Raw genomic sequence first — 21,214 nt, 5'->3', positions numbered from 1 at the left:
CTGAATTTACTTCGGCAGAAGCGATTGCACAAGGGCGGACCAGTAGGACGCCCCGGCGGGCAGGATCGCGTCGTTGAAATCGTAGCCCGGCTGATGCGGCATGCCGTTTTCTCGAGGCGCCCCCGCGCCGATCGCCATATAGGCCCCCGGCTTCTCATTCAGCATGAACGCGAAGTCCTCGGAGCCCATCAGGGGCGGGATGGCGGTGATGACGGCGCCGGGCGCGGCCACCCGCGACGCCGCGAGGATCGCCTCGTCCGATTCCCTCTCGCTGTTGACCACCGCGGGGTAGCGGCGTTCGTAGCGCACCTCGATCGCTACGCCGGTGGACGCGGAAACTCCCGCGGCCGTTTCCTTCATCCGCCGCTCCACCAGATCCTGGACCGCCGGGAGAAAGTGGCGGGTTGTTCCCCGCATACGTACGGATTCGGGGATGACGTTATAGGTGGTGCCGCCGTGGATGTCGGTAACGCTGATCACGGCGGACTCCGTCGCGCTAATATTCCGGCTCACGATCGTCTGCAGCATCGTGACCAGGTGCGCGGCGGCGACGACGGGGTCCTTTCCCGATTCGGGCATCGCCGCGTGGCTGCCCGTTCCCTTGAGGCTTATGTCGAAAATATCGAACGCCGCCATGGCCGGGCCTTTCCTGATCGCGAAATAGCCCTCCGGCAGGATCGGGAAATTATGCAGCGCGAAGACCGCCCTGCACGGGAACCTCTCGAAAAGGCCGTCCTCAATCATTACTCTCGCGCCCCCCTCGTTTTCTTCCGCGGGCTGGAAGATGAAGTGGACCGTCCCCCTGAAGCAGTCGTTCGCGGAAAGAAACCGCGCCGCGCCCAGGAGCATCGCGGTATGCCCGTCATGGCCGCATGCGTGCATTTTCCCGGGATGCTCCGAACGGTATTCCAGGTCGTTCTCTTCCTCGATGTCGAGGGCGTCGATGTCGGCGCGGAGCGCGATTGCCTCCCGCGTATCGTCGCCCCTGCGCAGCGTGGCGACAACCCCGGTCCGGCCTATCCCGGCCGCGACCTCGAGCCCGAAGGATTGCAGCTTTTCCACGACAAAATCCGAGGTGATCTTTTCCTGGAAGGCGGTCTCGGGATGCCGGTGAAGGAAACGGCGCCACCCTGTCATTTCCTCTGCAAGCGCCGCGACGTTTTCAATTCTGGACATGGTTTTCTCCCGGCCCGGCCGTTTCAGATACTATCGCACACGGGGCTCAGATATCAAACTGCTTTTTTATCATGATCCGCAGAATCGTCCTGTCGGTCTCGATCATGCCTATCGTGGAAAGCTCACCCACGTTCTTCATCGTCTGCTCCGGCGTCGAGGCGACGATGCCGTCGGTGGCCTTCACGTTGACACCGTGCAGTGAAAAAAGCGCCGCCTGGACCGCGGTCCCCGCCGCGGTCGCGAGCTTCAACGAACAGCCAGCCTTGGCGCCGTCGCAGATGACGCCCGCGAGGTCCTCGATCAGGTTCGTGATCGCGCCGGCGATGTGGTGCAGTGTGCCGTTCATGAGGTAGGCGATGCCGCCGGCGGCCCCCGCGCCCGCCGCGACCGAGCATCCGCACACGGCCGAAAGCCTGCCGGTATGCGCCTTGACGTAGGCCGTGAGGATATGGCTGAAGGCGATCGCGCGGAGCACCCTGGAATCGTCGTCACCGGTGACGTACTCGCGCACCGCCCAGATGGGCAGTATCGCCGTGAGCCCGTGGTTCCCGCTGCCGGCCGAGCTCATGGCGGGAAGCTTTACCCCGGCCATCCTCGCGTCCGACGCGGCGGACGTGAGCATGCGCGCGGAGAGGACCATGTCCTTCTTCAGCCGGCCTTCACCGACCAGCCGCATGAAGGCGCAGCCGATGCCGAGTCCCGGCCCGAACTTCAGGCCGTAATCGGCCAGGACGGTATTGACCCGCACCCCTTCCGCGATGAAGCGCAGGTCCTCTTCATCCAGCTCATCCAGGAGCGCGAGCAGCTCCGCGAGGGAGAGGCCTGTAAGCCATTCCTCGAGACGCGCGCGCGTCGAATGCGCCTGCACCGAACCCGCGAGAAGCGGATTTCCCATAACGGGTGCGCCGTCAAGGATGAGCTCCGTGATATTGTCGTGCGAACCCTCGACACGCGCCTGGGCCCTGTGGCCGCTGCCGCATACCGCGGCGCGGATGAATATGCCTTTCCTGTCCTCCATGAGATGTATCGTGACGCTCTTCTTCCGAACGAGCTCCCTGGCGCGCCCCAGCGCCCGTTCGTCTATCGAGTCGAATATTTCGAGCCGCAGGGAGGGGTCCCCCGCGAGGGCGCCCATCGCCGCCGCGAGGTGGATGCCGTATTCCCCGTTCGTTCCCGGTATGGCGACGCCCATCGCGTTCTTGTAGATGTTCGGATCGAGCCAGACCTCCACCGTTTCGACGCTTCGCCCGGGAAGCAGCGACGCGGCGGCCGCGGCCGAGAGCGCGACCGCCGAGGGCTCGGTGCATCCCAGCGCGGGCGCTACCTCCATCGCGAGCACGTCTTTAACGGTAAACGGCATCACGCACCCCCCGGCAGGACGTTGAAATCGGTGTCCGCGAATCCCCGCACTACCGCGGCGGCGCCGCTTCCGTAATGCCGGGAAAACTCTTCGAGGGCGGCATCCGCCGCGTCCCGGCCCTTCCCGCCGAACTCCCGCGAGAACGCATCGCCCATCGTCTTATACACGTGCCCGGTATGATAATCCCAGGGCATGAGCACCGACTTCCCGGGTTTGACATTTTTCCGGTACAGGAAGGCAAGCATCTCCCGGGGGCCCAGCGCCGCGCCGTGAAAAATGAAATCGCACTCCAGAGCGCCGTCCGGCTTGATGTCGCGCAGCTCCAGCTTCAAATCCGGGTTGAATCCGCGCACCAGCGCGAGGTCCACGTCCAGGCAGTAGTAGCGCCCGTACGGCACCAGGTCAAATTTTTTCCAGGCCGTGTGCCAGCAGCACCGGGGAATTTTCACCCTCATCGCGGGTCTTTTCTCGACGACATTCGTCACCATCTCGCCCCTGCCGGCCTGCCACTCCACATAAACCAGGTAGTTCAGCATTGAACGCTTGTGGCCGTTCTTCTTCGCGCGCAGCGCCATGCGCCTTCCCCGCTGCATGCCGTATTCCTGCACCGCCGCGCGGATCACCGGCGCAGCGTCCCGCTCCCCCGCGCGGCCGATCATTTCCCGCGCCATCCACGCGAAGAGAAGGGCGTGGTGTTCCGCGGTGAAGCCTTTGCGTACGGTTTCGTTCGACATGACGTGACCCCCGTTGAATAGTTGTCCGGCGACACCCCTCATGGTTATCCCCGGGTCAGCCGCCGCGGCGCGTCACCAAGTCCTTGATGACCTTGTCTTTATTCACAGGCTCCAGGACGATGTCCCCTTCCACGGCGGTCTGGCAAATGAGTCCCGGCTTGCCGTTCACGCGGCCGGTGCAGCGCGCGCAGATTCCCAGGGAACACCCCGCATGATCGTAGTAGGCGATGCCGCCGTCAAGGTTTTGATAGATATAATCGAGCGCGTCCATGGCGCTCATTCCCTTTTCGAACGGGACGGAGTAATCGCTATAGTACGGTTCCCTGTCCCGTGACGGGTCGAATCGAAAGACCTTTACGCGTATCGAATCACCGTTCATTATCGTCTCCTCCTGGTGAAGTAACCATGTGCGGCGCTCAATGCTTGCCGCCGGTATCGGAATGGGATTCCATCATCCGCTTCATCATGTCCAGGTAGGGAACCTTCCCGCCCGGAGGGCTCATCGAGGTGACGGTCGCCGCGCGGCTGCCGATATCGAACCCCCCGTCCCCGATCGTCGCGGTGCTTTCCTTCAGCCACGCGTCGTTGTCGGTCACGGGACAGTCCTCGCGGAAGTGCACGCCCCTGCTCTCCGTGCGCGCGAGGGCGCAGCGCGCGGAGACCTCCAGGAGCTGCACCATGTTCCCGAGCTCCAGGGCGTCGATCCATTCCTTGTTGTATATCCTGCCCGGCGAAGCCGCCGTGAGACTGCCAAGCTCATTTGCCCTGACCCTTTCCAGGAACGCTATGAAATCGGAGAGCTCATTTCCATTGCGCACCGGTCCCAGTTGCGCGTGCGCGCGCTCCTGTATGATCCGGCGGGCCCGTGCCGGGCTGATATTTCCCTTCCCCGCGAGCGGCGCTTCCGCGGCGTGCACGAGCGCATTGACCAGGGAGGCGTCCGGAGCAACCTGCGCGCTTCCCCCGGCGAACGCGGCTGCGTTCTCGCCGGCGGTGAGGCCCTGGACCAGCATCTCGGTGATAGCCGAGAAGACCCTGTTGGATCCGAACGCCCCCAGGCAGCACTCGCCCGCAGCGTAAAGCCCGGGTACGCCCGATTCGAAGCGGTCGTTCACGATAATGCCGCCGTCGAAATACTCGACGGCCGGTCCCACCTCTATGGGCTCGCCCGCCTCGAGCATTCTTCCCCATTCGGAGAGGTCGATGGCCTTGTATTTCCAGTCGGGGAAGATGAAGGTGGCGATCATCTTCATTAAATCCCACGACACCTCACCGCGGTCGAAATGGACACCGCCGTTTTCGAATCCATTGCCGGCGCGCACCTCCTTCATGCTCGCCATGGAAATGAAGCTTTTATTCCACTCGGTCGAGGTGCCCGTCTTCACGACAGAGGGATCATACTGTTTCAGAAACTCCTCCCCCTTTCGATTGCAGAGCCTCCCCCCGGCGATGAGGCCCAGCATATAGGGCGCCAGGCTTCCCCGCCACATGGGGGGCTCGTACATGATGTTGCAGCAGAAGGTGATGAACTCCATGTTGCCCAGGGTTGCGCCGGCGCGCTGCGCCATGGCCATGCCCTCGCCGGACAGGTCGCGCATTCCCGTGTTGGGCCAGAACGCCTTGTGCCATCCGCCGCTCGCCATCACGACCGCGCGGCAGGAAACCGCGATGAATTCGCCGGTGCGGATACCCAGGCACAGCGCGCCCGTAACCCCGCCGTCCCGACGCAGGAGCTCCAGCACCATGACGTCTTCGAGCAGGTCCACGCCCACGGACCGCGCCTTCTTCAAAAGAATATCCATGAGGTGCAGGCCGCTGAAAAATATCATGCGCTGGTCCGAGAGCTTGATGTCGATGCCGTAATCCATAAGGTCTTTCAGGAGCCTGGGCGCGGTTTCCACATAGTGCCGCACCAGTTTCTGGTTGTTGAGAAACCAGCCCTGCGTAACGATGTCGTTGAAGCATTTGTCCATGCTGTCGTTCGTGTCGCCGTCGCGCCCCAGCCCGTTCATGCTCGCGCCGTCCAGGGTGAAGTCCGCCCCCGCCATGGGGCTCGCCCCGCACCGCGCCAGCGGACCCTTGCTGACGAGGAGCGCGCGCACGCCCCGTTCCCGCGCCGCGATGGCAGCCCTGAAGCCCGCCCCCCCGCCGCCGATAACGAGCACGTCGGTTTCAATTTTCTGAATTGGCATATCGTTCCTCCGTTATCCGAAACTCACATGGCGCGTCAGTGTCATCACGCCCGGACGGAATTCATCCGGTCATACGCAGGGTACGCGCATGGCAGGCGCCGTTTCCCCTATGGTTATTTGATCCAGGCGCACGCATGTCAAAAGGCCGGCGGGCGCCGATACGGCCTACTCCCGGAATTTCGCCGCGTCCCCGGGATAAAAACGCGAACCGCGAAAATAGCACCAGCTGCTCAGCAGGAGCGTCACCACCGTGATGCTGATAAACCCGGTCATGAGCCCCCCAACCCCGCTCCCGGAACCGTCCGATATCGCGCCGACCAGCAGGGGAGACCACCCTCCCCCGAAATACATCATGAACATGAGCATGCCGAAGGAGAGGCCCTTGAGGCGCGTCGGAACGACGTCCTGGGTTACCGCCTGTTGCGCGGGGATGCCCAGCGTGCAGACGAATCCCACGGCCACGAGTAGCGCCAGGGTCACCCCGGTCATGCCGAGATTGAACAGGTACAGGGCGAGCATCATGATGGCGAGCGAAAGCAGCGCCGCCGCCGCCGGCAGGAGCATGCGGGCCTGCGGATTGCGCCTCTGCCACAGGTCCGCGACCACCCCTCCGCTCATGGTGCCCAGAAGGCAGCCCCCCAGCACCATCGCCATGAGAAGGCCCGCCTTGTCCTCGCCGATCCCGCTTATGCGGATTATGAGCGAGGGGAGCCAGGCGAAAATCATGGTGACGAACGCGTTCATCATCGCGTAGCCGAAATAATTCCACCGGAGGCTTGGGATGGAAAAAAGCTCCCGCGCGGATTTGATAAAGCCGCCCGGGCGGCCGGCCCCCGTGTTTTCCGGCGCCGTCGCATAGTCCTTTAAAAAGAAGGCCGCGAGACCCAGCGCGACGCCGGGAAACGCGAACAGGTAGAAGGGAGCCCGCCAGCCCCCGTGATGCGCCGATATATACCCGCCCAGCATGACACCCAGCGCCGAGCCAAGGGGAAGGCCCATGTTGAACAGCGCCACGACGCGCGCGCGCATCCGTTCCGGATACGAGGCGGTGATAAGGGCGATGCTGCCCGAGGAGAACCCTGCTTCGCCGGTTGCCACGAATATCCGCATAGCCAGGAGCGCTGTGAAAGACCGCGCGACGCCGGTACCGTAGGTGAACAGGCTCCACGCGAGCGCCATGAGCCCGATGGATTTTTTTCTGCTCCATCGGTCCACCAGGTAGGCGACGGGCGTGGACAGGAAGGCCAGGCTTATGAAAAAAAGCGTCTGAACCAGTCCGGCCTGGGCGTCCGAAAGCCCCAGGTCCCTTTTCATGGGCTCGAGCACTGCCGACATCACGCTCCTGTCCATGAAGTTGACGGTAAAAAGCAATGTGCAGACCGCGAGCGCCGCATGGGCGGATATGCCGCCTCCCGGTTTAATGGAATTTTTATAGTATATCATGTATACATGATGTATAGCTATTATACGTTGTCAAGCCATTAATTCGCTCTTTTCACATTGCGTGTGAATTTTTATTGACTTTATGTATAGCATATATACTTTGTACGTATAGAATGTATACATCATGCCCCTGTCATGGGCGGGGGCATGATGGTTGTCGGGGCTTTTGTTCAGGGGCGAAGGTAACCGGCCGCCGCGGGCGGCACGGGTACCCGGTTCATCACTACAAGGGGGATGGCTCTCTATGAAAACACAGGTCGACCAGTACAGAAGGCTGGAAATAGCGGGCGGGCTTTCCACGATCATATTTCCGTTCCTGCTTTTAATCGGATTCCTGCTGCATCCCGACATCCTAAGCTTCGACATCGTAGAGCACGCGGAACAGCTCGTGCTTAATTTCAGGCACCAGCCGATATTTCACATCGGGCATACTATCGTGGCTTTCTCGATACCGCTCATCGTTTTGAGCGTGCTCTACGTCCTGCTTGTTTTAAAAGGCCGGGGTGCGCGCTGCGGTTTCTGGGGCGGAATGATCGCCCTGTTCGGTGCGGTCATACTCGCCCTGGACAAGGGCAGTCTCTGCCTGGTCCTCTCGGGCTTCGACACCCTGGACGACGCGCAATTCGCCGGTCTCATTCCCTACCTGCAGGTGCTGGTGGACAAAAGGGGCCTGCTGGTCATCAACTGGTTTATCGTGCTGCTTCCGCTGGGCGCGATCATACAGGCGATCGGCCTGGTAAGAGAAAATTTTATCGGCAGGGTGCAGGGAGTATCGGTAATCATGGGACTGGTGCTGTTGAACAATCCGGATATCGAACTGATAAGCACCGCGGGCGTGATCCTGATGATGGCCGGGTATCTGCCACTCGGAATCAATATCTTGAGAAAGGGATATATCGGCACCCCGTCCCTTGACGCATAAGCGCGGCATTTTCACCGGCTTCCCCGGGGGAACCGGATGTACTGATTTTGCGATCACCGATTCGCCGCGTTGCCGTTTTTTAAGATTGCTTTTTGAACGTAAATGAAAGACGATTTCACCGTCCGCACCGCTCAGGCGGGTTCCATTATTTCAATCGTCGCATTTCCAAAACCGGGATGAAAACGAAGAAAGAACTATTTAAAGACGTGTACAACCAGTTCATGCGGATCAACAATAAAATGAACATTCTGCAGAGGATTCCCATGGACTACGGTTCGGGGGAATCCCTTCACCTGTCCGAGGTCCACACCATCGAGGCGATCGCGGAAAACGACGGCACCCACATGGCGGAGCTGGCCAAGGTCCTGGGGGTGACCAGGGGGGCCATCATGCAGATGGCCGGCAAGCTTGAAAAAAAAGGCTTTATCGAGAAATTCAGGGAAGAGGACAACAACAAGCTTGTCTACTTCAAGCTCACGGCGAAAGGGCATTCGACCTACCGGGGGCACCAGAAATATCACCAGGACATGAATAACAGGATATTCTCATACCTGAAAAATATTTCCATTGGGGAGATCGAATCAAGCTCCTCCATGCTGGATAAGGTCGAGGAATACATGAATCGGTACGTCAGGGAAAAGACCTCACTCTCCCGGAAGCGCCCAAAGGGCTAACGATTTTCAGGGGAATCCGGACCGCCCCTTAAAATAGGTTAGCCGTTGCATGCGGCGATACCCTAAGAACTTTGACTTTTTTCGTTTTCGAGCGATAATTCCCGCGAATGGTTGGCCGCATACGCTATAATTCACATGATGGACCAGGAATTCCTGAACGACATACTCAACCGCTTCGCCCTGTATTATGGGTTTCTCGGGGCGGACTGGAAGCTGTATATCCCGGACGAGCCCTTCCGCGTTTTCCTTGGAATGGAGCACGATGGAGATGCCGCGGACCTGGCCGAGATTTTCCCCGAGGCTGCCGGCCTGGAGCACGAGATCGAGATGGTCATGATGGGCGAGTGCGCGGAGTTCAGCGTGGCGTGCATCAACCGCTCCCCGCACAGCGAAATATTTTTCGACCTGCATTTCATCCACCGGGCGGGCGGCGCGCACCCGGTAGTCGTCGTGATCCGCGACATCACGAAGGAGATACTTTATCGCCAGTCCCTCCAGCAGAGCCGCAACGAGATCGTCCTGTTGCAGCACCAGCTCATCGAAAAGAACAAGGACCTGGACCTCACCAACCGGAAGCTCCTCAACAGCCGCGACGAGCTCCGGCACCTGAACATCGACCTGGAACAGAAGGTTAGGGAGCGCACGAACCAGCTCCAGGAGAGCAACGATCTCTCGAAGCGCCTCTTCCACCAGACGGTGAACTCGCTCATGTACGCGCTTGAAAAACGCGATCCGTACACCGCGGGACACCAGCAGCGCGTCTCCATACTCGCGGTCGCCATCGCGCGCGAGTTGGGCGTCGACGACAAGATGCTCGAAGGGATCATGGTCGCCGGAAACCTCCACGACCTGGGCAAGATATACGTCCCCAGCGAGTTCCTTACAAAGCCGGGAAGGCTGACTGACGAAGAGTTCAGCGTGATCCGGGTGCACCCCATGATCGGGTTCGAGATTCTAAAGGACATCGAATTCCCCTGGCCCGTCGCGTCGATCGTGCTCCAGCACCATGAGAAGCTCGACGGAAGCGGCTACCCATACGGGCTCTCGGACGACGAGATACGGTTCGAGGCGAGGATACTCACGGTCGCGGACGTCGTGGAGGCGATGGCCACCCCCCGGCCGTACCGCATGTCGCCCGGGGTGGACAAGGCCTTCGCCGAGCTCACTGAATTCCGGGGCACCAGGTACGATCCGAACGTGGTCGACGTCTGCATGAAACTCTTTTCAAGTAAAATATTTTCCTGGTAGGAGGAGTTCCCCGGCGCTCCCCGGCCCGCCGGCGCCCGGTCGCGGCGCACAGCCGTATCGGCCCCCCCCCGCCTCTTTGACGTTATGCGCCGCACATGCCGCGTGGCCCCTGCCGCGCCGATCGAACCGCCACCGCTAGAAGAGGCGCGAATAAAACATGAGTCCCGCGAGCGACGCGAGCGTGAACAGGAAGAGCACGACGCTGAACTGGTCGGTCGTCCTGCGCATGCGGCGGGCCTGGAAGCCCAGGCCCATTACCCCCAGCAGGAACTGCGCGCCCATTAATAGAATTGCCGCGTCCATGAGGCCCGGCTCGGCATCCCCGGAGATCGACATGCGGAGGTCCCTGTACGTATCCGCCGCTATCGGGGCCTTTTCCAGGGCCACGATCGTGAAGATGACGACGCACAGCACCCAGGACGCCATGATGAACAGCGTGATCGTTTTCAGTACCCTGTCCGGTCCGTGCCGCTGGTAATTGAAGGCCGTCGAATCCATTGCACACCCCCGCTAAAAATACTAATCACCTTGCCGAATTTCAACGGGGCCGAGCGGATTTTCGCATGGCCTGCCTGCCTGCGAAAAAATTGGATCGTGGCAGCACGCAGGCGATAAAGGCCTGGGGGTTCCGATTCGCACGAAGGCGCAGGCCGCGGCCTTTCCCCACGCGGGGCTTCGCGGGCCGCGCGCCGGCGCAAAGTGCTTGCGCCCCATGCCGCCGCCGTGCTATGCATCCGCTCATGAAACAAATCGCACCGGGAGCACCGCGTTGAAACGATTCCCCAAGGCCTTCTATACCATGTCCCTGGCGAACCTCTGCTTCTTCCTGGGTAATTCCTTTTTCATACTTTTCCCCGTGTACCTGAAGGGCATGGGGGCGAGCGAGTCCTACATAGGCGCGGTCAACAACATCGACAAGGTGCTCGTCATCGCGGCAAGCGTGACGATCGGGGCGCTCATCCACCGGTGGGACCGCGTGCTGCTGCTGCGCATGGGCTACGGATTGCTCATCGCGGTCTACGCGTTGTACCTGGGGATCGCGTCGCTCTCGTGGTTCGTCCCCGCGGTGCGCGTGCTGCACGGTATGGGATTTTCGCTCGCGATGATACTGGGCACGACCGTCATTTTCGAAATCGTCCCCGGGGACCGCGCCGCCGAGGCCATAGGGCTCTACGGGATCACCGGCGCGCTCACGAACGCCGTGAGCCCCGCGATCGGCGAGTTCCTCCTCGGGAACGGCGTGCCGTTCAAATGGCTTTTCGTAATCGCCGCCGCGCTCGCCGCCGTGAGCCTGGCGCTCGCCTTCGCGATGCCGCGCAAGACCGTTATGCGCGATAATGGCGACGATATGGCCCGCGGGATACTTGCGCTCTACCGCGACCCGGATTACCGCGCGTATTCGCTCGTCGCGTTCGTGTTCGGCGGGGGGTTCGGCGTCCTTCTCACCTTCCTGCCCAACTTCGTGCTCACGAAGCCGGGCCTCTCCTATTCCTTTTTCTTTGTCGTCTATATCGCGGTGCTCGTCGTCGTCCGCTTCACCTTCATTCGCGTGGTCCAGGCGTGGGACCGCGCACCCATAGTCGTCTTCATGCTCGGCGCGGCCGCATGCATGAACGCGTGCTTCAACCTGCCCATGGGGATGCCCCTGCTCGCGGGCACGGGGCTCCTGTACGGGCTCGCGCACGGATTCCTCTACCCGGTCCTGAATGCCCACCTGGTGGGCATCGTCCAGCCGGGGGACCGCGGGAAATCCAACGCACTCTTCACCGCGACGTTCAACGGCGGCATGATGCTCTTCGCGTTCGCCATGGGTTTTCTCATCGACGCGACGGGAAGTTACGTCCCGGCGTTCAACGTGTGCGCGGTATCGTTCGCCGCCGCGGCGCTTGTGCTCGCGCTGCATGGACGCAGCCAAAAAAATGCGCTCCCCGCACAGGGAGCCTGAAAAGGTAAAGATTCGCGCGGGGCGCCGATTCGCCCACGGTGGATCAGCGAGCGCACCGGCCGGGAATGCGTGCCGTAGAGACGCGATGAATCGCGTCTCTACGGCACCTTGACCAGGGCCCTTGTTCTCAGTCCCCGGTGTCCCCGGCGTAGAGGGACTCGATCTCGGCGGCGTACTTTTTCTCGATCACGCGGCGCTTCACCTTCTGGGTGGGGGTGAGCTCGCCGGTCACCTGCGTCCACTCGGCCTTGATGAGCGAGAATTTTCGTATCTGTTCGACGCGCGCGAACTGCGCCGTGTGCGCGTCGATCTCCTTCCTGTAGAGCGCCTGCACCTTTTCGTCCGCGAGCAGGTCGGCCGGGTCGCCAAAGGCGATCCCCTGGGCGCGCGCCCATTCCCCCAGTTCCGCGAACGCCGGCACCACGAGGGCGGAACAATATTTCCTGCGGTCGCCTATGACGGCGACCTGTTCCACGTAGCGCGAGTTTTTCACGCTGTTCTCGATGTTCTGCGGGCTTATGTTCTTCCCGCCGGCGGTCACGATGATGTCCTTGATGCGCCCGGTGATGCGAAGGCAGCCGGTATCGTCGATCATGCCAATATCGCCGGTCCGGAAGAACCCGTCCTCCGTGAAGACCTCCAGGGTGGCTTCCCTGTTCTTATAATAGCCGGCCATCACCTGCGGGCCGCGTATGAGGAGCTCGCCGTCGTTCGCGATCTTCACCTCGGTTTCGGGGATGGGATGCCCCACCGTCCCCGGCTTTATCGACCAGGGCCGGTTGTAGTGCGTGATGGGCGTCGTTTCCGTGAGCCCGAACCCCTCGAGTATCTTCAGGCCCATCCCTATGAAAAACTCCGCGTCGGACACCGAGAGCGGCGCGCCCCCGGAGATCGCGAACCGCATCCTGTCCATTCCCAGCGCGGCTTTGAGCTTGGAGAATACGAGCTTGTCGGCGATCTTGTATTTCACGCTGCGCACGGGGAGGTCCCGGCACACGCGGTCGAGATTATTCTTCGCCTGCCGGAGCGCGAAGTTGAAGATTTTCTGGCGTGCCGGCGGGGCCGCGGCGACCTTGCCGAGCACCCCCGCGCGGATCTTTTCATAGATGCGGGGGACCGATATGATCACCGTGGGACGCACGAGCTGGAAGTCCTCGAGTATGGTGCTCATGTCGCGTGCGAAGGCCGTCTTCGCCCCCGCGTAGATTGCGCTGTGGAAGCCGGAGGTGCGCTCCAGCGAATGCGAGAGCGGGAGGAACGAGAGCAGCACGTCCTCGTGCGAGAGTAAATCCTTCCCGGTTTTCCGGTCCTTCATCTCGACCAGGGAGTTGCGCACGTTCGAGTAGAAATTCCGGTGCGTGAGCATTACCCCCTTGGGATTGCCCGTCGTGCCCGACGTGTAGATGAGCGTGGCGGTCTCGTGGGGATCGATCGACATGAGACGCTCGTCGAACACCGCGGGTGACGCCTTCGCCTTCCCGGCCTCCAGCGCCTCGGCAAGCGTCACGACGCCCGCGATCTTCTTTCCCGGGTCGTCGAACGCCAGTATGTCCGCGAGGAGCGGGAGCTTCGCCCTTACCTTGAGCACCTTGTCCAGGTGCGCGGGAGTCCCCGCCATGCAGAGCTTCGCGTCGGAATTCTCGAGGATGTACTCGACCTCTTCCGCCGAGTTGGTCGCATAAATGGGAACGTCCACCGCCCCGATCGAGTGGATGGCCAGCGCGGCCATGTGCCACTCGTAACGATTGGGCGAGAAGATACCCACCTTGTCCCCCTTCTTGATGCCGCGGGAAAGAAGATAATACCCGAGGTCGTGCACCATCTCGTTCATTTCGCGCCACGAGATGTCCTGGTAGCGCCCGTCCGTGTAATGGGCGGCATACGCCTTATCGTCAAGCAGTGCGGCCTTGTTCTGGAACAATGCGGCGATCGTGTTTTCCGGAAAACTGTTCAACGGGTGACCTCCTGAAAAATGTATATTTGTATTTCCTTGTGCGCGCTGTAATTCCGCCTCCGTCTATTCCTTCTTTCCGCCCGAGAGAAAGCCCGGCTTGCCGAACGCGGGGTCCGGGTACTCGTAGAAGCCGCCCCCGGTTTTCTGTCCCAGGCGCCCCCGGTCGACCCAATCCTTCACGAAATCGGCGTTCTTCTTCGCCTGCGGATCCTTGTGGCGCTCGGCCCAGTAGTGCGTTATGTGCCATACGGTCTCCAGCCCCACGCTGTCCATCATGCCGAACGGCCCGAACGGCATGTGTGTCACCCCCATCCACGCGCGGTCGATGTCTTCGACCGCGGCCACCCCGTTGGACGCAAGCGACTGGGCCGAGAAGAACACCGCCCCGATCATCGCGTTGAACACGTAGCCCGAGTGCTCCTTTGCGAGCACGATGGGCGCCTGGCCGGTCTTGAGCGCGAACCGGCGGACGAGCTCGACCGCCTCCGGCGACGTTCCCTTGTGAGGCATGACGTCTACAACGTTCGTCATCCGTATATCGTGAAAGTGATAGGCGAGAAATTTGTCGGGCCTTCCCGTGGCCGCCGCGATCATGGAGGGAAGGAGCGTCGACGAGTTCGTGGTGAATACGGTTTCCGGGGGGCAGAGCTCGTTGAACTGCGCGAAAATCTTCTTCTTGATGTCCGGGTTTTCGGGCACGCTTTCGCTCACGAGGTGGGCGCCTTTCGCGGCCAGCGCGGGGTCGGTCGTGGTCCATATCCGCCCGAGCGCCGCATCCGCCTCCTCCCGGGTGATCTTCTTGAAGGCGACGAACCCATCTAGGAGCTTCCCGATCCGCTTCGTCGCGGTGGCGAGCGCCTCCTCCTTGATGTCGTATATCGCCACCTCGTAACCGGCCATCGCGCACGTCACGCCGATCTGCTGCCCCATGGTACCCGCGCCGATAATGAGAACCTTTTTTACATCGTCGATATTCATGTGCCTTCCCCTAGTGTGCAAGAATATGAGATATGGAGATTGAGAGGTGATGAAATCTTAGAAAAGGCGGATTAACCGCCAATGCACGCGAATGAACGCGAATCCTGCAATCATTAGCGTTTATTCGCGTCTATTCGCGGTTGCTTCCATCGCCTTTACCCTTGCCTTTATCTCCTTATCTCCGTTTCCGTAAAGCATCGTTTACAGACCGGTATCACGCGAGCGCGCCGCCGTCCACCACGAAACTCGCGCCCGTCGTGAACGACGCCGCGTCCGATACCATGTACAGGACCGCGCCGGCGATCTCGCCGGGGACCGCGTGCCTGTTCATGGGAATGCTCTTTATCGCGAAATTGTGGATGTCCTCGTTCTGCATGATCGCCTTGGAGAAGTGCGTGTCCACGAGGCCCGGCAGTAGCGCGTTCACCCGGATGTTGCGGGCCGCGAGCTCCTTGGCGAATCCCTGGGTCATCGAGATGAGCCCGGCCTTCGTGATCGAGTATATCCCCTGGTAGGGCGCCGGCTTCACGCCGTTCACCGAAGAGACATTCACGATCGCGCCGCCGCCGGACTCGGTCATCAGTTCGACGGCGTGCTTTATAAGGAAGAAGGGTCCCTTGAGGTTCACGTCGAAGGTCTTCTCCCACACCGCCTCGTCCGCGCCGGTCATCTCTCCGAAGTACGGGTTCGTCGCGGCGTTGTTGATGAGAATGTGAAGCTTCCCGAACCGCTGCTTTATCTGCGCGTAGAGCTCGCCGATCTTCGCCAGGTCACCCACGTTGCAGGCCATCACCTCGGCGCTTCCGCCGCGCGCGGCGATCTTTTTCGCGACGCCCTCCAGCGCGTCGGCCTTCCGGCTCACCAGTATGCAGTGCGCGCCGTAATCCGCGAGCGTGAGCGCGATCGCCTCGCCTATCCCGCGGCTCGCCCCCGTCACCAGCGCGATTTTCCCGTCCAGACGAAATCCGATTTTTTCCATATCATGCTCCTTTCATTAGTAAGGCATAAAGGAAAGGGAGAGGTGGAGATTGGGAAGTAATGAAATCCTGGAAAAGGCGGATTAACCGCCAATGCACGCGAATAAACGCGAATCCTGCAATCATTAGCGTTTATTCGCGTCTATTCGCGGTTGCTTCCTTATCCCGTCAATCTCCCCCCATCTCCTCATCTCGCTTTCCGTAAAGCGTGGTGCAACATAATCGTGCCTCAGAACTTCGTTATCGTACCCGGCTTGAGCTTCTCGATGCCCGCGAGGTAGTTGACCAGGTGCTCCCTCGACTTGATGTCGTACTGCGACGTGATCGCGATCTGCTCCATGATGGGCGAGCCGCCGCCGTGATAGTTGCCATAATCCATCGCGCCCGCCAGCGACGAGCACGTGTAGTCCGCGTAGAACATCCAGAACTTGATCTGCTCATCCACCGACATGTTCGGGTTCCTTTTCAGATACTTCTCGAGCAGCGGTTTGATCTCCGGGTTCATTAAATCCTTCTCGTAGGGGAAGGTCGAGGGCAAACCGCCCGCGATGTTGCAGAGCATCTCCTTTTCCTCGAACACGGCCTCGCCGGTAAGGCATCGGCCCACGTTCGCGTAGATGGAATTGGGTATGCAGCTCCCGGGACCGTAGGGCACGGGGCCCAGGCCGGGAATGTAGACCTCGGGCTTCCCGAGCGCGGAGGCGGTGAACCCGGCGGCGTATCCCAGCTCCGTGGTCTTGATGAACTCGGCGAGCATCTCCTTGATGTGCGGCGCCTTGAAGACCCCGTTGTGCCGGGCCGCGAGCGACGCCAACCCCAGGTACACGTCGCCCACCGCGGGCTTACATCCGGAATAGCTGTGACGGTGGAAGAGCGCGAACAGGAGCGCGCACATCCCGCCGTGGTCGTTCTCCCCGCACAGGAACACGCGGTCCCAGGGAACGAAGCAGTCGTCCAGGATGATGTACGAGTCAGTATAGCCTATATCCATGCCGCGCTTGTAGTGCTCGCGCGAACGCTGCGGGTGCACATGCACGACCTGTTTTACGCCCTCGTGGTCGGCCGGGACGGCGAAGGCGACCGCGTATTCCTTTTCATCGGGGCCCAGTGCCCTGGTGGGAATCACGAGCAGCTCGTCGGCGATTGAGGCCTCGGAGATATGGAGCTTGCACCCGCGCACCACGATGCCGTCGCTCTTCTTCTCGACCACGTGCACGTACATATCGGGATCGGTCTGGTCCTTGGGGCGCTTCAGGCGCTCGCCCTTCATGTCGGTCTGCGCGCAGGATCCCACGAGGTCGTTGTCCTGGAAGTAGCGCAGCCACTTCAAAAAGTTCTGGTGATAGTTCGTCTCCCCCGGCCGGATCTTGTCGGCCTCGAAGGAGGCCGCGTTGATCGCGTTGGTGCCGTCGATGCCCATGCAGCGCTGGATGCAGTAGCCCACCTTGCGGCAGAGGGCGCGCGTCATGTTCTGCTTCCGGTGAAGGTCGTCGGTGTTCTGGTGAATGTGGTTGAACCGGTTGATCGTGTTCCCCGAAAGATGTGAGGTCGCGGTGCACAGGTCCTTGAGCTCGGGATCGGAGGCCGCGTCGAAGGTGACGCCCATGACGTTGAGTGCGTGCATCTGCGGCTCGCTCACGCGGTCTATTTTGGAGCCGTTGTAGTAGAGGTTCTTGCGCATCTTCTGCAGACCCTGCATGTATTGTTCTCTTGTTCTCATTCCTCGCTCCTTTGAGCCGGTTTTGGAGTGACGCTCCGGATTTTCCCAGTCCTCAGGGGCTCTGACCCCTCCCCTGACACGTGAAAACCCGTGAAGCACCGGATTTGGAATTCAATTCCTTTATCCGGTATAAATCATATCCCAATAAAACAAGTATGACTATTTTTTGTCAACATAGATTTGGCTAAAAGTATGATTTTATTGAAAATTTACCAGTGTGACTATGTTTTACGGGGGAAATTTATAGCGATTCGTGTAATTTGATGCCTTTATTATGGTCAAATGAAGGAGATAGGGGGGCCGATAAGCCCTCATGGTGGTGGAAGCACATCTGTCTACGGGAAAATACGTGTGAATCGGCGGCCAATCCGCGGCTAATAATCTTTTCCACGGGCGCACTCTGAAATCAGGCCACGGATTTTCGCGGATTACCGCGGATAAGCGTGTTGATTCATGTTCGCTTCCATCCTCAGATGGAAATCCGTGCGAATCCGTGAAAATCCGCGGCCAATAATTCTTTCCACGAGCCGACTATAAAATCAGCCTCAAAATCGCGGGCTGGCGCCGATACACCTTCCATAACAGCGGTTCTTCATCCCCCCGGGACCGGGACAGGCGAGGAGACGATGCACCGCGCGGCGCCAATCACCGCCGTACGCGTATCGCCCCCCCTGCTGCTACAGGCGCAGCCGAGCGGCCGGTCATATCGGACACTCGATGATAAATCTCGTCCCTTCCCCCCTTTCGATGACCAGGGTCCCGTTCAGCTGCTTAACCAAAATGCCGACAAGCTGGAGCCCGAAACCGGGCGAACCCTCCGGGAAAACGGAATCCGGAATACCGATCCCGTCATCCTCGAAGGTGACGACCATGCGGCCGTTCCGCCGTGAGGCTTTCACGAGAATGACCCCGTTGCCGCGACCCGCGAACGCGTACTTCATCGCGTTGGTCACAAGCTCATTGATGATTATCCCAAGCGGGGAGAGCGTCCTTGCGCCCAAGGTTATGTCGTCCAGCTCGGTCCTGATCTTCACCTGCGTCCTGGCGGGAAAGATGCGGACGATCTCCTCCACAAGCGTGGCGAGGTAATCCCTGACCGAAACCTCGCCCACCGCCTCGGAGCGGTAGAGCTTGTCATACAGCAGCATCATGCTTTGCACGCGTCCCTCGGCGTCCAACAGGACATTTTTCAGGTCGTGGTCGTCCATAGCATCCGCCTGAACCGAGAGCAGGCTCCCGATGACATTCATGTTGTTTATAATGCGATGGTGCACCTCTTTGAGGATAAGGTCTTTTTCCTCCAGCAAATTCTGGATCCTGGAGTCCGCGTCCTTGCGCCCGGTTATATCCCGCCCGACGCCCAGCACGCCGATAAGCCGTCCGTCGTTCCGGTAGATGGGCGTCTTGATGGTTTCGAGAATCTCCGCGTGGCCGTCTTCCGCGAAGGTGATCCGTTCTTCATTAATAGTGGGCTTTCCCGCGGCCATCGCCGCGTTGTCGTGCCGCCGGAAAAAATCGGCCAGGTCCTTTTCGACGAAATCGTAGTCGGTTTTCCCCACGATGTCCCTTTCCTTCGCGCCGAAAAAGCTTTCGAAGCGCCTGTTGCAGTGCAGGTACACACCTTCCGCGTCCTTCAGCCACACCAGGTCGGGTATGGTGTCGAGGAGCGTCCGCAGGTGCGCCTCGTTCTCCCGCAGCGCCTCCTCCGCCCGCTTGCGCCCGGTGATATCGGTCATGATCAGGTAGCCCGCGAGTATGTCGCCCCGCTCGCCGCATATGGGTGCGCCGCTGACCAGCGCCCAGCGGGTCGTTCCGTCCTTGCGGACGAGCCTGTGTTCCTCGTTGAGCGTCTTTTCACCGCGCAGCGCGCGGGCAAGCGGCAGTTCGCGTATCAAACCCGGATTTCCATCCACGTCAAAATCCCGGTAGGACGGCACGTAATCGAGTAAAGAGGTGCCGATAAAGGACGGCTCGTCGGTTATTCCGAGCAGCTTCCTGGACGCGGGATTCACGATGCGGATGAGCGCTCCCGGCATGGCCACGAGCACCATGGGAACCGGGGACTGCTCGAAGGCCTGCTCGAGTAGCGTCGTGGTCTTATTGAGCTCCGCCTCCATGCGCGCGCGATCGGTGATGTCGGCCTGTTCCGCTGTTTTCTTGTGGGCGTTATGCAGTTTGAGGGCCATCTTTATCGACGCGGCGAGCACCGTGATCCCGGAATTTTTAACCACGTATCCGTACGAGGTTATTCTTTCGGTCTTTGCGACTGTCTCCGGCTCGGTGTGCGAGGAAAGAAATACGATGGGTACGTCCGATTCCGCAAGAATTCTTTCCGCCGCCTCGGCACCGTCAATACCCGCTCCCAGGTCGATGTCCATGAGGATCAAGTCAATGGAGCCCGCATTGGCGCGGCATATTTCGATTGCGGTTTCTCCACGGGCCGTATGGATGACGTTATACCCCTGGCTTTCCAACTGCTCCTTTTCCAGCATCGCGATGATGATTTCATCTTCCACGAGGAGAATGGTGGTGGCGTCCATAATCATGCCCCTGCTCCCGGATTTTCACCCATGCCATGAACCGCATCGTCCATCAAATCCCCCCGCCGCTTCCCGTAGTTCCGGTCCGCCGGTTAACGCGAATGTGCTTATATCCATGAAACGAAGATTACACCCACACACCCGGGATTACGGTGCCCGCATTAGACAGTATACACTTTTTGTAGTATAATTCCAGAAGACTTTAAAAACGCATCAAAATATGAAGCACGTACGGTCGTGCATTGCGCCGTCGTGCGTGCTGCGCGCGCGTCTTTCTTCGTGGTTTTTCGGGGATTTTCGGGATCGTTTTCACCGGGCCGCCTATTTCTCACCAGTGCCTTTTTTCTCGCGTGACGTGCCGGCAGCGGACACATCGTTCACCTTCACGCCCTCGCCCGAAACATGCAGGTGCACCGTCACCTCCCGCACGGGCGCATCGGCCCGAATGCCGTCGAGCACCAGTTCGATGATGGGATCCACATGATCCACCAGGTTCGAGGGCGAGCCCAGCAGATGCCAGCGGACGCACAGGTGCTCGATCGTTCCGAGTATCATGGAACGGACCAGGAGGGGGTCGATATTCTTTTTGAATGTTCCGTCCGCAATTCCTTCCTTAATACATCCCAGAAGCTCACGCGCAGCGTCGCGGATCTGTTCGTAGGAACTGGTTTTCAGGAAGTTCCGGTTGCTTTTGAGTTGGAGCATCACCAGGGCCGAGTAGTGGGGGTTGCGCTCGTAGAGGGACATGTAGGTCTGCACGATCGCACGGAGCTTGTTCTCGGTGCCCCGGAGGAAGGGGAGCACCTTTTCGCGGAACTCGCGCAGCGCGTCCCCGGTGAGCTTCTCCGGGATGACGAAGAGCAGCTCCTCCTTCGTCTTGAAGTACTCGTACACGGTCGCGTCCGATACGCCCGCAGCCTTCGCGATCTCGGAGATGGTCGCCTCCTGGAACCCCTTCTCTGCGAATATCCGCAGGGCGGTCTCTATGATCTTGTTCTTCCTGGCAGTCTTGATATCCGACATGTTCCCCCGGCCCCTGATCGAAATGAGCACGCTTCCTGTACCGCGTACAGGAAGGAAGCGTACAGCGGGGTGTAAGATAGTCAAGAATATCCGGGAATTTTTTAGGTGTGAATTAATTTTTGGGGGAAATGAGTATTATGTACGTCGGTGTATCTTCCCCTTCGGCGTGTCGCCGGGGTCTCCCCAGTACAATTCCCAGCAAATGACGCCATTTTCAATCCTCCGGCCGATGGCATAGTGAGAAAACTTTGCATAGTTATGCCTGTTTTTCTTGCCTTGCAATATTTCGTCCAGATATCGGTCCGTGGCGATCGCCACCAGGTAGGAG

Annotated in this window: 17 protein-coding genes; 4 read left to right on the top strand and 13 right to left on the bottom strand. The window is 60.1% G+C overall.

Features of this window, described 5'->3' with window-relative positions; genetic code table 11:
- Positions 1–6: 6 nt before the first annotated feature.
- The 6 genes from EPN93_20965 to EPN93_20940 all read right to left on the bottom strand — a co-directional run bounded on the left by EPN93_20965 (position 7) and on the right by EPN93_20940 (position 6,905).
- A complete protein-coding gene (locus tag EPN93_20965) occupies positions 7–1,176 on the bottom strand; it encodes an amidohydrolase (protein TAL29562.1) in 1,170 nt (389 codons plus the stop codon).
- A 46-nt stretch (positions 1,177–1,222) separates the two neighbouring features.
- The gene (locus EPN93_20960; GenBank protein TAL29561.1) at positions 1,223–2,536 is read right to left on the bottom strand and encodes a serine dehydratase subunit alpha family protein; all 1,314 of its coding nucleotides are present in this window, start codon (positions 2,534–2,536) and stop codon (positions 1,223–1,225) included.
- Positions 2,536–3,312, bottom strand: a complete 777-nt coding sequence (locus EPN93_20955) for a hypothetical protein (protein ID TAL29560.1) — start codon at positions 3,310–3,312, stop codon at positions 2,536–2,538. Before EPN93_20955 ends, EPN93_20960 begins: the two co-directional genes overlap by 1 nt.
- A 13-nt stretch (positions 3,313–3,325) precedes the next feature.
- Positions 3,326–3,649 carry a succinate dehydrogenase gene (locus tag EPN93_20950; GenBank protein TAL29559.1) on the bottom strand — a complete coding sequence of 108 codons (324 nt, stop codon included), beginning with the start codon at positions 3,647–3,649 and terminating at the stop codon, positions 3,326–3,328.
- A gap of 37 nt (positions 3,650–3,686) precedes the next feature.
- Complete coding sequence (locus tag EPN93_20945; protein TAL29558.1) at positions 3,687–5,462, bottom strand: FAD-binding protein; 1,776 nt, start codon at positions 5,460–5,462, stop codon at positions 3,687–3,689.
- A 165-nt stretch (positions 5,463–5,627) separates the two neighbouring features.
- Complete coding sequence (locus tag EPN93_20940) at positions 5,628–6,905, bottom strand: MFS transporter (GenBank protein TAL29557.1); 1,278 nt, start codon at positions 6,903–6,905, stop codon at positions 5,628–5,630.
- A 244-nt stretch (positions 6,906–7,149) separates the two neighbouring features.
- Here EPN93_20940 and EPN93_20935 point away from each other — a divergent pair, with 244 nt between their 5' ends.
- The 3 genes from EPN93_20935 to EPN93_20925 all read left to right on the top strand — a co-directional run bounded on the left by EPN93_20935 (position 7,150) and on the right by EPN93_20925 (position 9,749).
- Entirely contained in the window at positions 7,150–7,827 is a 678-nt protein-coding gene (locus EPN93_20935; GenBank protein ID TAL29556.1) for a hypothetical protein, read from the top strand.
- Between the two features lie 176 nt (positions 7,828–8,003).
- Positions 8,004–8,501, top strand: a complete 498-nt coding sequence (locus EPN93_20930) for a MarR family transcriptional regulator (GenBank protein TAL29555.1) — start codon at positions 8,004–8,006, stop codon at positions 8,499–8,501.
- 135 nt (positions 8,502–8,636) lie between these two features.
- Complete coding sequence (locus EPN93_20925) at positions 8,637–9,749, top strand: HD-GYP domain-containing protein (protein TAL29554.1); 1,113 nt, start codon at positions 8,637–8,639, stop codon at positions 9,747–9,749.
- A 135-nt stretch (positions 9,750–9,884) separates the two neighbouring features.
- Here EPN93_20925 and EPN93_20920 read toward each other — a convergent pair whose 3' ends face one another.
- A complete protein-coding gene (locus EPN93_20920) occupies positions 9,885–10,247 on the bottom strand; it encodes a hypothetical protein (GenBank protein ID TAL29553.1) in 363 nt (120 codons plus the stop codon).
- A gap of 214 nt (positions 10,248–10,461) precedes the next feature.
- Here EPN93_20920 and EPN93_20915 point away from each other — a divergent pair, with 214 nt between their 5' ends.
- Positions 10,462–11,694 carry an MFS transporter gene (locus EPN93_20915; protein ID TAL29552.1) on the top strand — a complete coding sequence of 411 codons (1,233 nt, stop codon included), beginning with the start codon at positions 10,462–10,464 and terminating at the stop codon, positions 11,692–11,694.
- A 127-nt stretch (positions 11,695–11,821) separates the two neighbouring features.
- Here EPN93_20915 and EPN93_20910 read toward each other — a convergent pair whose 3' ends face one another.
- The 6 genes from EPN93_20910 to EPN93_20885 all read right to left on the bottom strand — a co-directional run bounded on the left by EPN93_20910 (position 11,822) and on the right by EPN93_20885 (position 20,916).
- On the bottom strand, positions 11,822–13,672 hold the full coding sequence (locus tag EPN93_20910) for a long-chain fatty acid--CoA ligase (protein TAL29551.1): 1,851 nt from the start codon (positions 13,670–13,672) through the stop codon (positions 11,822–11,824).
- A gap of 39 nt (positions 13,673–13,711) precedes the next feature.
- A complete protein-coding gene (locus EPN93_20905; protein ID TAL29550.1) occupies positions 13,712–14,626 on the bottom strand; it encodes a 3-hydroxyacyl-CoA dehydrogenase in 915 nt (304 codons plus the stop codon).
- A gap of 214 nt (positions 14,627–14,840) precedes the next feature.
- On the bottom strand, positions 14,841–15,605 hold the full coding sequence (locus EPN93_20900) for an SDR family oxidoreductase (protein ID TAL29549.1): 765 nt from the start codon (positions 15,603–15,605) through the stop codon (positions 14,841–14,843).
- Positions 15,606–15,832: 227 nt separating this feature from the next.
- Positions 15,833–17,323, bottom strand: coding sequence for an aromatic ring hydroxylase (locus EPN93_20895; protein TAL29548.1), 1,491 nt, complete (start codon positions 17,321–17,323; stop codon positions 15,833–15,835).
- 701 nt (positions 17,324–18,024) lie between these two features.
- Positions 18,025–19,869 (bottom strand): response regulator, encoded by a 1,845-nt coding sequence (locus tag EPN93_20890; GenBank protein TAL29547.1) that lies wholly within the window; start codon positions 19,867–19,869, stop codon positions 18,025–18,027.
- A 315-nt stretch (positions 19,870–20,184) separates the two neighbouring features.
- Positions 20,185–20,916 (bottom strand): TetR/AcrR family transcriptional regulator, encoded by a 732-nt coding sequence (locus EPN93_20885; GenBank protein TAL29546.1) that lies wholly within the window; start codon positions 20,914–20,916, stop codon positions 20,185–20,187.
- Between the last annotated feature and the right edge of the window lie 298 nt (positions 20,917–21,214).

Source organism: Spirochaetota bacterium, from assembly GCA_004297825.1.
Classification (GTDB): domain Bacteria; phylum Spirochaetota; class UBA4802; order UBA4802; family UBA5368; genus FW300-bin19.
Note: the sequence above shows the minus strand (reverse complement) of the source record. Positions and strands in the feature narration are given on the sequence as shown.

Excerpts from the sequence above, each read along its gene's own strand:
- EPN93_20895 (TAL29548.1), bottom strand. The coding sequence starts at position 17,323 with ATGAGAACAAGAGAACAATACATGCAGGGTCTGCAGAAGATGCGCAAG.
- EPN93_20930 (TAL29555.1), top strand. The coding sequence starts at position 8,004 with ATGAAAACGAAGAAAGAACTATTTAAAGACGTGTACAACCAGTTCATG.
- EPN93_20900 (TAL29549.1), bottom strand. The coding sequence starts at position 15,605 with ATGGAAAAAATCGGATTTCGTCTGGACGGGAAAATCGCGCTGGTGACG.
- EPN93_20915 (TAL29552.1), top strand. The coding sequence starts at position 10,462 with ATGCCGCCGCCGTGCTATGCATCCGCTCATGAAACAAATCGCACCGGG.
- EPN93_20925 (TAL29554.1), top strand. The coding sequence starts at position 8,637 with ATGATGGACCAGGAATTCCTGAACGACATACTCAACCGCTTCGCCCTG.
- EPN93_20920 (TAL29553.1), bottom strand. The coding sequence starts at position 10,247 with ATGGATTCGACGGCCTTCAATTACCAGCGGCACGGACCGGACAGGGTA.
- EPN93_20905 (TAL29550.1), bottom strand. The coding sequence starts at position 14,626 with ATGAATATCGACGATGTAAAAAAGGTTCTCATTATCGGCGCGGGTACC.
- EPN93_20950 (TAL29559.1), bottom strand. The coding sequence starts at position 3,649 with ATGAACGGTGATTCGATACGCGTAAAGGTCTTTCGATTCGACCCGTCA.
- EPN93_20890 (TAL29547.1), bottom strand. The coding sequence starts at position 19,869 with ATGATTATGGACGCCACCACCATTCTCCTCGTGGAAGATGAAATCATC.
- EPN93_20945 (TAL29558.1), bottom strand. The coding sequence starts at position 5,462 with ATGCCAATTCAGAAAATTGAAACCGACGTGCTCGTTATCGGCGGCGGG.
- EPN93_20960 (TAL29561.1), bottom strand. The coding sequence starts at position 2,536 with ATGCCGTTTACCGTTAAAGACGTGCTCGCGATGGAGGTAGCGCCCGCG.
- EPN93_20940 (TAL29557.1), bottom strand. The coding sequence starts at position 6,905 with ATGATATACTATAAAAATTCCATTAAACCGGGAGGCGGCATATCCGCC.
- EPN93_20965 (TAL29562.1), bottom strand. The coding sequence starts at position 1,176 with ATGTCCAGAATTGAAAACGTCGCGGCGCTTGCAGAGGAAATGACAGGG.
- EPN93_20955 (TAL29560.1), bottom strand. The coding sequence starts at position 3,312 with ATGAGGGGTGTCGCCGGACAACTATTCAACGGGGGTCACGTCATGTCG.
- EPN93_20935 (TAL29556.1), top strand. The coding sequence starts at position 7,150 with ATGAAAACACAGGTCGACCAGTACAGAAGGCTGGAAATAGCGGGCGGG.